General features: G+C 47.5%; 12 protein-coding genes. 7 read left to right on the top strand and 5 right to left on the bottom strand.

Features of this window, described 5'->3' with window-relative positions:
- Nucleotides 1–136: 136 nt before the first annotated feature.
- Nucleotides 137–655, top strand: a complete 519-nt coding sequence (locus tag HMPREF1536_RS19125; RefSeq protein ID WP_046151806.1) for a dihydrofolate reductase family protein — start codon at nucleotides 137–139, stop codon at nucleotides 653–655.
- A gap of 96 nt (nucleotides 656–751) precedes the next feature.
- Here the strand turns inward: HMPREF1536_RS19125 and topB are convergent, their stop codons facing one another.
- Nucleotides 752–2809, bottom strand: coding sequence for a type IA DNA topoisomerase (topB, locus tag HMPREF1536_RS19120; RefSeq protein ID WP_087880997.1), 2058 nt, complete (start codon nucleotides 2807–2809; stop codon nucleotides 752–754).
- 482 nt (nucleotides 2810–3291) lie between these two features.
- Between topB and HMPREF1536_RS19115 the strand changes: the two genes are divergently transcribed.
- The 3 genes from HMPREF1536_RS19115 to HMPREF1536_RS19105 are packed head-to-tail and all read left to right on the top strand — an operon-like array spanning nucleotide 3292 to nucleotide 6227.
- Entirely contained in the window at nucleotides 3292–4197 is a 906-nt protein-coding gene (locus HMPREF1536_RS19115) for a site-specific integrase (RefSeq protein WP_158236838.1), read from the top strand.
- A complete protein-coding gene (locus HMPREF1536_RS28390; RefSeq protein ID WP_080704491.1) occupies nucleotides 4148–5215 on the top strand; it encodes a tyrosine-type recombinase/integrase in 1068 nt (355 codons plus the stop codon). Before HMPREF1536_RS19115 ends, HMPREF1536_RS28390 begins: the two co-directional genes overlap by 50 nt.
- Nucleotides 5202–6227: a site-specific integrase gene (locus HMPREF1536_RS19105; protein WP_007754523.1), complete on the top strand. Its 1026-nt coding sequence runs from the start codon at nucleotides 5202–5204 to the stop codon at nucleotides 6225–6227. The genes HMPREF1536_RS28390 and HMPREF1536_RS19105 overlap by 14 nt, the downstream gene beginning before the upstream one ends.
- A gap of 178 nt (nucleotides 6228–6405) precedes the next feature.
- Here HMPREF1536_RS19105 and HMPREF1536_RS19100 read toward each other — a convergent pair whose 3' ends face one another.
- Nucleotides 6406–7698 (bottom strand): DUF3945 domain-containing protein, encoded by a 1293-nt coding sequence (locus tag HMPREF1536_RS19100; protein WP_046151805.1) that lies wholly within the window; start codon nucleotides 7696–7698, stop codon nucleotides 6406–6408.
- Nucleotides 7699–7915: 217 nt separating this feature from the next.
- Here HMPREF1536_RS19100 and HMPREF1536_RS19095 point away from each other — a divergent pair, with 217 nt between their 5' ends.
- Nucleotides 7916–8953, top strand: a complete 1038-nt coding sequence (locus HMPREF1536_RS19095) for a PDDEXK nuclease domain-containing protein (protein ID WP_028728948.1) — start codon at nucleotides 7916–7918, stop codon at nucleotides 8951–8953.
- Nucleotides 8954–9017: 64 nt separating this feature from the next.
- Here the strand turns inward: HMPREF1536_RS19095 and mobC are convergent, their stop codons facing one another.
- Genes mobC through mobA form a run of 3 tightly spaced genes read right to left on the bottom strand, consistent with a single transcriptional unit; the run spans nucleotide 9018 to nucleotide 12722 of the window.
- Nucleotides 9018–11027 carry a conjugal transfer protein MobC gene (gene mobC / locus HMPREF1536_RS19090; RefSeq protein WP_046151804.1) on the bottom strand — a complete coding sequence of 670 codons (2010 nt, stop codon included), beginning with the start codon at nucleotides 11025–11027 and terminating at the stop codon, nucleotides 9018–9020.
- A gap of 19 nt (nucleotides 11028–11046) precedes the next feature.
- On the bottom strand, nucleotides 11047–12315 hold the full coding sequence (gene mobB / locus HMPREF1536_RS19085; RefSeq protein WP_087880996.1) for a conjugal transfer protein MobB: 1269 nt from the start codon (nucleotides 12313–12315) through the stop codon (nucleotides 11047–11049).
- Entirely contained in the window at nucleotides 12300–12722 is a 423-nt protein-coding gene (gene mobA, locus HMPREF1536_RS19080; RefSeq protein WP_046151803.1) for a conjugal transfer protein MobA, read from the bottom strand. The genes mobB and mobA overlap by 16 nt, the downstream gene beginning before the upstream one ends.
- 528 nt (nucleotides 12723–13250) lie before the next feature.
- Here mobA and HMPREF1536_RS19075 point away from each other — a divergent pair.
- The gene (locus HMPREF1536_RS19075) at nucleotides 13251–14033 is read left to right on the top strand and encodes a ParA family protein (RefSeq protein WP_046151802.1); all 783 of its coding nucleotides are present in this window, start codon (nucleotides 13251–13253) and stop codon (nucleotides 14031–14033) included.
- 1 nt (nucleotide 14034) lies between these two features.
- Nucleotides 14035–14333, top strand: a 299-nt coding sequence (locus HMPREF1536_RS19070; RefSeq protein ID WP_046151815.1) for a DUF3408 domain-containing protein, incomplete at its 3' end; no start/stop codon positions are given.

Raw genomic sequence — 14333 nt, 5'->3', positions numbered from 1 at the left:
GCGTGGCTGCACTGTTTCCACATTTGGGTATGCCAGTACCTCTACTTTGAAACAGCGTCATGCCACGCTTTCTTTTTGGGGTGGCGGCTAACGTGCAAAGACAGTAGGGATTTATATCACTTTAATACCTGACAATATGGAACAAATCAAAGCGCACATCGCCGTATCGCTGGACGGGCATACCGCCACGCCGGACTATGAACTGGACTGGATGCCCCGTGAGGTCAAGGAACTGGCGGCAAGGGAACACGCCGCCGCAAGCTGCCTGCTTATGGGGGCGAACACCTACAACTACATCTTTGAACACTGGGGCGGGTGGCCGCACAAAAGCAAGCGGTCTTTTGTGGTGTCACACTACGACACCAACGTGACGCCGGACTGCGGCGTGGAGTTCCTGACCGAAGAACCGCTGCAAAGAATTTATGAATTGAAACAGGAAACCGCCATGCTGGTGGTGGGCGGCGGCAAGCTGCTTACTTCATTGATTAAAGCCGGGTTGCTGGACAGCCTGACAATATACACCGTCCCGGTCATGGCGGGCAAAGGCATCGGCTTTATCGGGGAAACATTCGGCTCACATTGGAAACTCTCGGAAAGCAGGGTGCTGGATAACGGGGTGGTCTGTTCGACCTACCTGTTTGGCGGGAGCGTATAAAAAATGCGCCCGGTTCCCGCCGGGCGCAACCACTAAAATTTCAATTATTATAAGTTGTAAAACCTATCACAATGAAATTTCAGCGGCAAAGATAGGCTATTTCTTCGGTTTCGCTTTCTTTTCGGGGAATGAAAAACCGACATTGAATTGTTCGTCCAGTACCAGCGAAGCATCGAAAGCCTTGCCGTTCTTGCCCTTGAAGCCCTTGATTAGCCCGGTCTTGCGTTTCGTCACCAGCTCGACAATCTGCTTGTCGGAAAGCTGCTTGTCGCACTTGTTGCGGAATATGGTAAGCGTGCAATCCACGTTGGAACACTTCGCCACTTTCGGGTAGAACAGGATGCGCCCGCTACCGCATTTCGGGCAGGGGCAGGTTTCACCAGTAGCGACAGATAGCTGCACCGATAGCAGTTCTGTGGTGATTTGCGTTGCGTACACCTCGATACCCTTTCGGAATGTGTCGGCATCCATACTGCCCGCTTCTATCTTGGAAAGGGCGGTTTCCCACATACCCGTCATTTCGACATCGGCAATCTTCTTGTCCTTGACTATCTTGTAAACGGCAAGCCCCTTGTCGGTAGGCACAAGGTTCTTCTTCTCACGCACGATGTACTGGCGGGCGAACAGCGTTTCGATAATCGCCGCACGGGTGGCGGGCGTACCTATCCCGGCATCTTTCAGGCTGGCTTTCAGTTCGGCATCTTCCAGTTCCTTTCCGGCGTTCTCCATTGCGGCAAGCAGGCTGCTTTCCGTGTGCAGCGGTTTCGGCTTGGTCTGCTTTTCGAGCAGATCCACGTTGGAAATCGGCAGGCTTTCGCCCTCTTGGAGCGGCGGCAGGCTGGCGGCTTCTTCGTCCCCGCCCGTTTCTTGCTCGCCGAACACGGCACGCCACCCGGCTTCTTTCATCACAGACCCTTTTACCGTGAAGTCGGTATCTCCAGCCGACAATATGGCGGTGGTAACGTCTTTCACGCACTTGCCCGAAAAGGCTTCCAGCATACGCCCGGCTACCAGCTCGTAAACCGCCCGCTCGTCTTTGGTGAGTTCGCCGGGCAGGTTCTCGGTAATGATTAAGGCGTGATGGTCGGTCACTTTGCCGTCATTCACGCTACGGCGGTTCAGGGGTGTGCCGTCCAGCCCGGCGGCATACCCGGCAAAGCGGGGGTATTGCCCTAACAGGGCGACACGCTCCGGCATTTCATCGAAAACGTCCTCCGATATATAGCGGCTTCCGGTTCGGGGATAGGACATCACTTTCTTTTCATACAGGCTTTGCGCTATGGAAAGCGTCTTGTCAGCCGAAAAGTTCAGCTTCGTGTTCGCTTCCTTTTGCAGCGTGGTAAGGTCGTATAGAAGCGGCGGTTCTTGGCTGGTTTCTTTCCTCTCAACGGATTTCACGGCAAGTTGTCCGGCATCCTTAACCCGTTGCAGGGCGGCTATGGCTTCGGACTGTTGCTCCCACTTGGCGGACGATTGGGCGGTGAAACTTATTCCCCCGCTGGCGGTTGCCGCTTTGAGTTGCCAAAACTTGGCGGGTACGAAATTCCTGTTCTCCAAATAGCGGCTGCATATCATCACGAGCGTGGGTGTCTGCACCCTGCCCAGCGAGAACACCCCCTGCCCGGCGGCTACGCTCAACGCTTGGGTGGCGTTTATCCCTATCAGCCAGTCTGCTTCGCTGCGGGACTTGGCAGAGAGGTAGAGGTTATCGTAACATTCTCCCGGCTGCAAGTTATCCAGCCCCTCACGGATTGCCTTGTCGGTAAGGCTGCTTATCCACAGGCGCACAAATGGTTTTCGGCAGTTCAGGTAATGGAAGATATAGCGGAAGATTAACTCACCCTCACGCCCTGCATCGGTGGCGACAATAATCCGGTCGCACTGGTCGAACACTTCCTTTATCACTTTCAACTGTTTCAGCACGCCGGGGTCTGCCTTATAACCTTTCTCCGCTTTCACCTGACGGGGGATTAATTGGAAATCGGGCGGCAGTATGGGCAGGCTCTCCCTGCGGAAGTTCGCCACGCCATAGGCTTCCGGCATGGCAAGCTGGATTAAGTGGCCGAACGCCCATGTCACCATATACCCGTTGCCGGAAAGATAACCGTCATTACGCTGGGTCGCACCGATGATGCGGGCGATGTCCTTTGCCACGCTGGGCTTCTCTTATCACAAGTAAATTATTATCCAAAGCTATAAGCTAATACACCAAATAACTGACAGATAATCAATCAAACTCGTGATAATAATGTTCTGATAATAATATGCTATATTGTGGAGAGAGTAATGTTGCTCCCTCCAAATATAGTATTATGGACAATAAAAATCATTTTGAATCCAAAGTTTCGGATTTTTTAGAAGCGTTGCGTAAAGCCGGATATTCAGAATCGACTATCCGACAGTATAAAAAGACCTGTCGTCTTTTTATCGTTTACATGGATATAAACTACATACAAGACTGTAATGTAGAATCCATCGATTTGTTTTTAAAGACTATGCCACAAGAAAAAACGCGGTTGATACATGGAACCAATTATCGATTACTGCTATTCGTTAATTATCTTACGGATAGAACTATCCAAAAACCAGTTGTAAGATACGTTATACGCAAATTCTCAGGAGAAATAGGAGGCATTATGACAAAATACCTTCATCTCTTGGAAGAACAAAGACTATCTCCTAAAACGATAGATGGCTACGAACATGTGTTCAGCTATTTTCTCAGGCATTTGTCTTTGAGGAATGTATCCCGCATCTCAGATATAGGTGAGGATGATGTGCTAACTTTTATATCTTCCAGCCAAAACAGTAAACAAAGAGTATTGGCAACGATGCGTGCATTTTGTCGTTACCTGTACGAACAAAAGCTTATCAATAAGAATATTGATTATGTGATAGGAAGAAACCGTTATATTGTAAAAGAAAAACTACCGTCGACATACACTTGTGAAGAAGTCTTGCAAATAGAATCTTCGGTAAATCAATCCACTCCTGTAGGAAAACGAGATTACGCCATGCTCCTATTAGCAACACGGTTAGGACTACGTTCCTCCGATATTGCCGGATTACAATTCAGTAATTTAGACTGGGATAGAAACATTATCCGCCTGATACAGTACAAGACTAAACGTGAAATAGAATTGCCACTCTTAAAGGATGTAGGAGAAGCTATCATCAATTATGTGAAATATGGCAGACCGAGTTCTTCTTCCAAACAGATATTCCTATCCTCTTTAGCCCCATATAATCCTGTGAATGGGGCGGTGGTTTCCTTGTCGGTCAGAAAGATTATCTGCCATTCAAGAATAGATACAAGGGATAGAAAAAAAGGTCCTCACGCTATGAGACATACTTTAGCCAGCCAGCTATTGCGTAATGGCATATCACTGCCCGTCATTTCTGAGACATTGGGACACAAAACTACACAAACGACAATGGGCTATCTTCGGATAGACATTGATGGTTTGATGAAATGTGTCCTTGAAGTCCCGGATGTCCCATCCGATTTCTACACACAGAAAGGAGGTTTGTTCTATGTCTGAACAATTCATATATCAAAGCGTGTTCGCACCTTATTTTAAGGATTTTCTTGCGATGAAAGAAAATCAGGTTTCCGACATTGGACGGATAAAGTGGATGCTCTTGGAGTTTGACAAGTTCTTTGTTAATAGCAACATCAGGGATGTGTTCATAACTAAAAGCATGATTGATACATGGAAGTGCACCCGCATACATGATAAAAAGAAAACCCTCTATGACAAGGTGTCCATGTTCCGACAGTTTTGCCTATACTTATGCCACATAGGAAAAGAATGCTATATACCCAAGTTACCAAAGAAGGAATATTCGGATTTTACTCCTTATGTGTTTACCCGTGGACAGATGCAGGACATCTTTGAAGCTTGCGACAAGCAAAGGATGCATAGTCATAATATATATTGTAATCTTTTTGCATTACCTGCTTTATATAGAATCTTATATGCTACAGGGATTAGAATCGGGGAAGCCATATCCATTAGGAATCGGGATGTTGATTTGAGAAGGAATTGCATCATTATTCGGAAGACAAAGAACAAGATGGAAAGGCTTATTCCTTTAAGCGACTCCCTGTCCAAGGTTCTACAACAGTATTTGGAATATCGCAACAAGATGCCCTTGCCAGACGTTGATGCCCCGGACAAGTTCTTGTTAATATCCCCATCAGGACGACCGTTATCTTCTTGTACTGTTTTGGGCGGTTTCAAGAAAGTGTTGGAAAAATGCAATATACCTTGTTCGAGCAACCGTTCCGGAGGAGCCTGCATACATAGTCTCAGACATACTTTTGCCGTCCATTCCCTTGCAAAGATGGTGCAAGAAGGAATGGACATATATTGTGCGCTTCCTCTTTTGTCGGTCTTCTTGGGGCATAAGACGTTGAAAGGGACTGAAACCTACGTGCGCCTGACACAAGATATGTTTCCCGATATTCTATTGAAACAAAATACGATAACACGGTTTGTGTACCCTCAAACAAACATAATAACTAATTTAAATGTAGATACTTATGAAAACGACTGACTTTGCGAAGCATTTAACGGCTTTTTTCACAGAGTACCTTATCGGAGAAAGAGGCGTAAGCCCTAATACCATACGGTCATACAGCGAATCATTTAGCTTGCTGTTAAACTTTCTGGACGAACAGGTAAACATAAAGGCTGATAATCTTAGATTGGAACATATTACCAGAAAAACGGTTTTAAACTTCCTTGATTGGTTACAAGACACGAAAAAATCGAGTAACGCGACTAGAAATCAAAGATTGGCGGCATTACGTTCTTTTTGTACATATATGCAATATGAGGATGTAAAGCGTCTGGAACAATGGCAAGAGATATTATCCATCAAGGTAAAAACACATGAAAAAAGAAGTGTCAATTATCTCAGCATAGATGGCATTAAGCTTTTATTGGCACAAATACCAATCAACACGAAAAAAGGACGACGGGATTTAGCTTTGATATCCCTGCTCTATGATAGTGGAGCCAGAGTACAAGAATTAATAGACTTGACACCCGCATCTTTGAAATTGGAAAAGCCTTGTCATGTCACCTTATTTGGTAAAGGACGCAAAAAAAGAATTGTCCCTTTACAAGACGAACAAGTGAATTTATTACGCAGTTATATGGAAGAGAATCGTTTAGACCTGTCCGGTTTTAATCAAAGACCTCTTTTCTTTAACAGTTGTGGCAGAAAGCTAACAAACTCTGGCATATCTTATATCTTGAATAATTATATTAATCACGCCCGAATACAAGATCCGGAACTTATACCGGAAAAAATAAGCCCGCATACTTTACGACACAGTAAAGCTATGCACTTGTTACAAGCTGGTGTAAATTTGGTCTATATTCGTGATATTTTAGGACATGTATCTATACAAACTACTGAAATATATGCTCGGGCTGATTCTAAACAAAAAAGAGAGGCTTTGGAATCAGCTTATGTTAATATGATACCAAACGATATAACAGAACGTTCATGGGAAAAAGACCAGGAACTTAAGATATGGCTAAGGAATCTATCTAAATGAAGATGATTATTATCCAAAGCTGTAATATAAAGTAATGTGTTTAAATAGCTGATATACAGACAGACAAAAATAAAGGCTTTGGATAATAATTTACTTGTGATAAGAAAAGTTATCACGAGTTATGATAACTTTTCTGCTATCAATGCAATCATAATTCTTTACTTTTTAATGGTGGATATTACATTTTCATTCCTCTGGACTTCTTGGGTTTGTCCGCTTTCAGGCTCTTGTCCTGCGCTTTCTCCTGCTTCTCTTTCTGCTTGGCGGTGGGCTTGTCCTGACCCTGTTTCAGCGGCTCTTTGCCCTGTTTGGTGGCTTCGTTGGTCTTGCCCTCCGAATTGACCGCTACCTGCGTCCGGCTCTCGGCGGCGGGGGTAACGTCTTTCGGCTGCACCTTGTCAGGGGATTTGCCCTGTGCGCCGGGCTGCACATGACCGTTGAACTCAACGCCTTTGCCGTCCTTTAACCCGGCTACCTGCTGCAAGAACTGGACGGCAGACCTCGGCAGGAACTCCAAGCCACGCTCCACCGCACTGACCTGCAAATAGGCACTGCGCTTCGTGCCGTCCCTGAATTGCAGGTTTTCCATTTTCACCGCTTGCCCGGCTTCAAAGGCGGCTTTCTGCTCCGGGCTGACTTGCACGCCGCAAATGGTGTCGGGGCATTTCCACTTGTCAGCCCGCATATACTCCAGTTCGTGCGTGTACCTGTCCCGGCTGACGAACACGGGGATTTGCCCGCCGCTTTTAGGGTCTTTGATTTCAGCGATGCCGCCTAAGTTGCCAGTGCCTTGCAAGTTGCCCTGTTCCTGCTTGGTGAACCCGTGTTCGTGGAACGGGCGTTGCAACAGTTTCTCGTCCTGCTGCACGCCGTGCAGCTTGGGTACTACCGTGCCGTCCTTAGCCTGATAGAAAGAGAGCTTGACATCGGTAGGTTTGAGGTAGAAGCCGCCCACTGTCCCCGAAACGGTGTAGGTGTTGCGGGACTTGTAGCCACGCATCACCCGGTCGAAGTCCTTCGTGTTTTTCAGAGTGTCGGCGGTGATGCCGACTTTTTTCAGGTTCTCCCAGTCGATTTTTGACGGGTCGAAGCGGTAGCCCTGCTTGAACTCGTGGAAGTCGGGCTTCGGAACTCGAAGCATTTCAGCCCGCTTGCCGCCCTCCGGCGTGGGGTTGCGGTGGTTGTCCTCGATTGCCTTTGCGTCCCGCTCCGCTTGGGAAGCCTTGACGCTGAACAGTTCCAGCCCGGAAGTGTCCTGATACTTGCGGTAGAAGTTGGAAATGAAGTTGCTGAACACATCGCTGTTCTTGTCCACCTGCATGAACTCGCCGCCCTGTGTCGGCGGTACGGTCTGCAAATTGCCCTCCTTGTCGATACCCTTAACGGCACTCACCTTGCCCTGCTGTTTATCCAAGACCAGCAGCACGTCTTTTTCCTGCCCCTCTGCGGGCGGGGTCATTCTGTTTGCCATAAATAATTGAAATTTTAGTGGTTACGGGAATAGTCCCGCCCAAAGGTAGCGACTAAATATGCTATATTTGGACGGGCGGCAACGGCTGTCCGAATTTGTCCTGCGCTGTCCCGATTTGTCCGGTCGGGATTAAAAAAGAGGTGATAAAGTAGGAGCAATCCATTACTTAATCCAAAGAAAAACATAACTTTGTAATCAGTTATTATACATACAGAATATGACAGAGAAAAATAGCTCTATATTATCCCCCGAATATCTCAACTTCAAAAATGAGATAACTGCCCGTATCAGGTCTGCCCAGTATGAAGCATTAAAGGCAGTAAACAAAGAAATGATAGCCTTATATTGGGAAGTCGGCAAACGGATTACCGAGCAACAGACGGCATTAGGTTGGGGAAAATCCGTTGTGGAAAACCTTTCACGGGACATACAGAAAGAGTTTCCGGGAATAAAAGGCTTTAGCGCACGGAATATATGGGATATGGCACGTTTTTATGCTGAATATCAGTCTGATGAAATTCTGCGAACATTGCTCGCAGAAATTAGCTGGTCAAAACATATAGTCATTCTGACGAAGTGCAAGGAAACCCAGCAACGACAATTTTATATATTGGCAACAAAGAAATATGGGTGGACTAATAATGTTCTTCTTAATAAGATAGAAGCCAAAACTTACGAAAACTATCTGCTCGGACAAAGTAATTTCGATAAAACCTTGCCTGATAGCATAAAAAATCAAGCCATACTTGCATTAAAGGATGAATATACTTTTGACCTTGTAGGGCTTGCAGAGGAACATTCGGAATATGAATTGGAACAGGCTATTATTAAGAATATCCGTGCGTTCCTTATGGAGTTCGGTACGGATTTTTCATTTATAGGCAACCAATATCGGCTGGAAGTGGACGGGAAAGAATACTTCATAGATTTACTGTTATACAACAGACGTTTGCAAGCCATGATTGCCATAGAACTGAAAATCGGAGAGTTCCAGCCGGAGTATAAAGGGAAAATGGAATTTTATCTGAACATTTTGAATGATACAGTAAAACTACCGCATGAAAATCCGGCTATCGGTATTATCATCTGCAAGTCCAAAAGCCGCATGATAGTGGAGTATGCCTTGAAAAGTTCCAATATGCCCATCGGAGTGGCAACATACAGCCTTTCTTCCGAATTACCCGAAGCCTACAAAAAACTATTACCGACATCGGAAGAAATAGCCAAGAAAATAGAATTGTTGATAGAACGATAATAAATAGCCAAAGCCGTAGTATAAAAACTACGGCTTTGATGTTCCTATACATTATTATATACGGCTATTCTTCCTCCTTAATCAAGTGGCATAGCTCCGGGTCGTTCTTAATCCGGGTTATCTCGTCCTCGACTATCTGCCGGACTTCCTGACGGATGCGGTCATAGTTGGCTTGTATCTCCTCCTGCATCCGGTCGTTGCCGTCCTTGTCGGTGAAGTCGATTATCTGCGGCAACTTCACGTAACGGGCGGTTTCCCGCTTCACCTTTTCATTGTCCACCACGATTTCGCAGTGGAAAATCTTCTGTTCTATCCGTTCATCGAAGTTGTCTGCTACCGCACCCACGAACATACCTTGCGTGAGGTTGGATATTTTGCTGGCGGGTATCAGGCTGTCCATTTGGGTGCTTATCGAGGTGGACTTCTCCCGCTGGTTGATTGTCATACTCTGCCGTTTCTGCAACACTTTACCGAAACGTTCGGACAGGATTTTCGCCGTTTCACCAACTACCTGACCGCTGAACACGTTACCCACTGTATTTTGTATCACCCGGCTTTCCTTGTCCCCGTAATCACGGGTAAGCTGACTGTAATCCTGAAAGCCTAACAGAACCGCAACCTTGTTGCTTCGGGCGGTGGCAATCAAATTATCAAGCCCACGAAAATATATAGTCGGTAATTCATCTATTATCACCGAACTTTTAAGCTGACCTTTCTTGTTTATCAGCTTCACGATACGGGAATTATATAATCCCAGTGCTGCCGAGTAGATATTTTGGCGGTCAGGATTGTTGCCGACAACCAAGATTTTAGGCTCTTTCGGGTTGTTGATGTCCAGTGAAAAATCATCACCTGTCATAACCCAGTAAAGGGCGGGTGAAATCATCCTTGAAAGCGGAATTTTCGCACTGGCAATCTGCCCCTGCAACTGTTCAACTGCCGAACTTTCCCAAGCATCCACGAATGGAGAAAGGTAGTTTTCCAGTTCGGGGTAGCTGCGCAAAATGGTGAATACATCGGCGTATTTCTTGTTCAACAGTTCAATGGCATGGGGGAACGTGCAATACCTGCCGCCTTGATAGATGCGCAAATACCAAATAATGGCTGCAAGTAGAATAATCGGGCTTTCCACGAAGAAGTCGCCCTGCTTGCTTATCCAAGAGCGATTGAGGTTAAGCATAATCGTATAGCTGGCTTCGTAGGCATCCGCAATGTCCGACATGAAGCTGGCGTTTATCGGGTTGCATCGGTGGCTCTTGCGGGGGTCGTCAAAATTGATAATGTAGAATTTGGGCTTTACCTTGTAACCGCCCAAGTTGGTAAGCAGATGATTGTAAGCGATTTCCGACAAATCGGGAAACTTATAATCATAGCAGTAAAGCGCAAAACCTTTCTCGATTTGCTGTTTTATGTAACTGTTTACCACTGCATACGACTTACCGCTGCCCGGCGTTCCCAGTACAAGGCTGGCACGGAACGGGTTCACGACATTTATCCAGCCATTATTCCATTTCTTCTTATAGTAGAACCGGGTAGGCAGATTTACAGAATACTCGTTCTCGATAAGCCTTGTTTCCTGCTGGAAACTTTCGTTTTCCGTATTAAAGACATCATCCATGAGGTTGTTTTTCAACAACCGGGACATCCACGTACCCGCCATGAGCATACAGATATAGCCCGCCGATAGCGTAACGATATAAAACACGGCATCTGCCGTGTGTGGCAGCGGAAGTTCCAGCAACCACCAGTTCAGAAAGAACAAAGTTACTCCCGCCGCAAGGCTGCAATGTATCTTCGTCCACGTTATCTTTTCCTCTTTCACGCCCTTAGTGCCGATGCACGACAGGGCGAGGAACACCACTGCAAAAAGTTTCGTCCAAAGGACGGACGAGAACAGCCCGGTGGTGCGCTGGAAGTTCCACAGTATCTTGTCTATCACCTCAAAGGTTACTCCCCATTCTTTCAGGGTGGAGTAACAGAACCAGTACACGTTTATTCCCACGAATAGAATACTGATAGCCCGCATAAAGTCCATGACCCGTGCAAGCCCTCTCAAATCATCTTCCTGTTGCATGATTGTAATGTTTTTTAAGTTAGTCGATGCGCCTTGTGCGCTTCTTTTTCTTCTTTCTCTTTTGGCGGGCGGTGTCCTGCGGCTCGTCACCGCCTGATGCACCGCCGCCCAACAATCCACCGAAAGCACCCAGCACGGAAGCCACGCCCGAAACGATGTCGGCTTTCGGCGTGAAGCCCGGCTGTTCCTGATGCGTGGATTGGTCTTGCTGCGGTGCTGACACTTCGGGCTGGTGCATCTTTCCGGTTTCGCCCGAAAAGCGTTCGTTGAACACGTTCGCCGAATACTCCTTGCCCAAGCGTGAACCGTTCAGCACCACACGGCTGTCATGGTCGATGAACGTAACGCCATAGATGCGCCCGCTGTCGTTCTGACGGAATACCACGTCAATGCCCTGCTTTCTTAGCTGCTGTTCCAGTTCCTTGCGGCTACGGGCGGTCTGCATGGCAGTGGCGACAATCTTCCGGGTGCGCTCTTTCAGCTTTCCGTCCTTAATCAGTTCGCCCGATTTCTCCATTCTGCGCTGCACCGCTTCATAACCCACCGACTTGCCGATGCGGGAAGCCTTTACCGGGTTGCCTGTCTTTTCGCCCTTGTCGTTCATGGCGGAATAGACAATGCCCTGATAGGGCTTGCCGTTTATCTCGCCTTTGACTTCCTCGGCGCACACGTTGTAAGCGGCAAGCAAAGCCTTGTACTCCCCGAACGACTGGAAGCGGTAGCCGTAACAAGCCGCTTTCACGGTATTGCCGATTTGGTGCTTCACGTCCCCGGCGGCATAGTCCACCTTTTTAAGTTCCGGGCGTTCGGCACGCTCCTTTCGCTCTGCCGGGTGCAGGTTGTATTTCTTTTCCAGTTCACGGGTGATTTGCTTGCTGCGCCGATGCTCGAATCTGTCGTTCAGCGGTCTGCCGTTCTCGTCCACCCGCAAGCCCACGATGTGGATATGGTGGCGGTCAATGTCGGTATGTTTATATACCAAATAAGGCTGGTCGCCATAGCCCAATTTCCGCATATATTCCCTTGCAATGTCGGCAAGTTGCTGGTCTGAAAGTTTATCTTCCGGGTGCGGGTTTATGGAAATATGAAGTATCGGCTTCTTGGTGGATAGCTGGACGGGCATCTGCATTTCAAAGCTGCGCATACACTCACCGATAGAGAAATTCCCGTCCTCGCTTAACAGCATCCGGTTGGAGAAAAGCACCTTTGCTTCCTCGCTGTCCACCTTGTTTTGGTTGTACGCCAGTGCGCCGAACATATTGCCGCCCGTGCTTATTTTGGCAACCATAGTTCCTTGCACTCGTTTGTCAGGTCGATAACCTGACGGTTCAACATAGATAATTCAGTGGTCGCTTTTTCCAATTTATAGAGAAAAGCCAGTGCCTTTTTCTCCGAAAAATTGCCGTGCAACACCTTTACCACTTGGTTGTAATTGACCGCTACCGCCCGGAACTGGGCGTAAAATTCGGTCAGCCGGGCGCAATACTCGACCGCCGACTTGTCCACTTTCACCACCCGGAACGGCTCGCCGAACAGCCGGGCGGCGATGAAACGGGACTTGCTCGTAACGCCCGACTGCTCCCACTGCGAGAGGAAGCGGGCGTTCTCCCGGTCGTTCAAGTAAAGGACATGGCGATGCTTCGCCGGGTCTGCGAGGGCGGGGCGACCGCCCTTGTTGGTTCTTCTTGTTTCCATACTTCTTTGGATTAAAAAATTACGACTTCGGAGTGATTTTTACCCCCGCAAGGGGCAAGGCGTTTTCAGGCACGGAAAACGGTTTTGTAGCATACAAAACACACCTTGCTATTTTCTGACGAAAATCGAAATCCGTCACGGACGGATTGGGGTTAGTGTGGAACGGTAAGCCCTGCATTCACCAGCCCGTTTTTACACCTGCGCCCCCGGCGGTTCGTTACTCCGCTGCAAAGTAACGGTGATTTATAATGCTGTAAAATAAGTAGTTGGTGGACAAATCGGGACAAGGTTTTCAGGGGACGTTTTTTCTCCCTTTTTTTGCATCGGATTTCAAGATTGAAAGAAATATTCCAATCAGGAAAGAATGATTGAAAGCATGATTTCAAGAAAGCATGATTGCATTATTTCAATATTCCAAGAAAGAATGAAAGCAAGAAAACAAGATTGAAATAAAACAGTCTTTCAATATTTCAAGATTGCAACATGGAAAGAATGAATGATTGGAAGCAATAAATAAATCAACCAATAATGAACGAAAGCAATATGGAAAACGAGAAAACACCCCTTTATGTCGCCTTTTCCACCCAAAAGGGCGGGGTCGGCAAAACAACCTTTACCGTGCTGGCGGCGAGTTACCTCTACTATCTCAAAGGCTACGATGTGGCGGTGGTCGATTGCGACTACCCCCAACACTCCATTGCCGGGATGCGAAAGCGGGATGCCGAGCAGGTCGGGGCTGATGAAGATTACAAGCGTATGGCGTATGAACAGTTTACCCGGCTGGGGAAGAAAGCCTACCCGGTGCTGTGCAGTTCGCCCGAAAAGGCGATTGCAACGGCTGACGAATATATAGCCGCCGGACACGTGCCGGATATTGTCTTTTTCGACCTGCCCGGCACGGTGAACAGCGAGGGCGTGATAAACTCCCTTGCGGGCATGGACTACATCTTCACCCCCATTTCAGCCGACAAGGTGGTGCTGGAAAGCAGCTTGTCGTTCGCAATGGCTATCCAAAAGCTATTGGTGAAGAATGAAGCCTGCCGACTTGCCGGGCTGTACCTCTTTTGGAACATGGTGGACGGGCGAGAGAAAACAGACCTTTACACCGCCTACGACAAGACGATTAAGGAACTGGAACTGCCACTGATGAAAACCTTTATCCCCGATACCAAACGCTACAAAAAGGAACTGGTGGCGGATAAAAAAGCGGTGTTCCGCTCCACGCTCTTTCCCGCCAGCCGCCCGCTGGTAAGGGGAAGCAACTTGGAAGAACTGATAACCGAAATAACGTACTACATCAAATTACAATGATATGGCAAAGCAAAGCGGCGGGATGCCGAAGATAGACGAGGATTTCATGAAAGAACTTATCTCGCAAGGTGTCCCCAGTAAACAAGATAATAATAAGACGAATGATGTACCGCAAGAAATACAAACAGAAACGGTGCAAGTAGAGAAATCGACACCCCGCAAGCGCAAGGGCGGTTCGGGCGACTACCGGGAAACCTACTTTCAGAAAGTGGAACTGGCAGACCGACAGCCCTTGTATGTAAGCCGCACCACGCACGAGAAGCTGATGCGTATCGTGACGGTGATAGGCGGGCGAAAGGT

It is taken from the genome of Parabacteroides gordonii MS-1 = DSM 23371 (assembly GCF_000969825.1).
In the GTDB taxonomy this organism is placed as follows: domain Bacteria; phylum Bacteroidota; class Bacteroidia; order Bacteroidales; family Tannerellaceae; genus Parabacteroides; species Parabacteroides gordonii.
This window is presented reverse-complemented; position numbering and strand designations above follow the sequence as displayed.

Bases quoted from the DNA above. Each gene is read 5' to 3' on its own strand.
- HMPREF1536_RS19075 (WP_046151802.1), top strand. From the start codon at position 13,251: ATGAACGAAAGCAATATGGAAAACGAGAAAACACCCCTTTATGTCGCC.
- HMPREF1536_RS19095 (WP_028728948.1), top strand. From the start codon at position 7,916: ATGACAGAGAAAAATAGCTCTATATTATCCCCCGAATATCTCAACTTC.
- HMPREF1536_RS19100 (WP_046151805.1), bottom strand. From the start codon at position 7,698: ATGGCAAACAGAATGACCCCGCCCGCAGAGGGGCAGGAAAAAGACGTG.
- HMPREF1536_RS28390 (WP_080704491.1), top strand. From the start codon at position 4,148: ATGTCCCATCCGATTTCTACACACAGAAAGGAGGTTTGTTCTATGTCT.
- mobA (WP_046151803.1), bottom strand. From the start codon at position 12,722: ATGGAAACAAGAAGAACCAACAAGGGCGGTCGCCCCGCCCTCGCAGAC.
- mobC (WP_046151804.1), bottom strand. From the start codon at position 11,027: ATGCAACAGGAAGATGATTTGAGAGGGCTTGCACGGGTCATGGACTTT.
- HMPREF1536_RS19115 (WP_158236838.1), top strand. From the start codon at position 3,292: ATGACAAAATACCTTCATCTCTTGGAAGAACAAAGACTATCTCCTAAA.
- mobB (WP_087880996.1), bottom strand. From the start codon at position 12,315: ATGGTTGCCAAAATAAGCACGGGCGGCAATATGTTCGGCGCACTGGCG.
- HMPREF1536_RS19105 (WP_007754523.1), top strand. From the start codon at position 5,202: ATGAAAACGACTGACTTTGCGAAGCATTTAACGGCTTTTTTCACAGAG.
- HMPREF1536_RS19125 (WP_046151806.1), top strand. From the start codon at position 137: ATGGAACAAATCAAAGCGCACATCGCCGTATCGCTGGACGGGCATACC.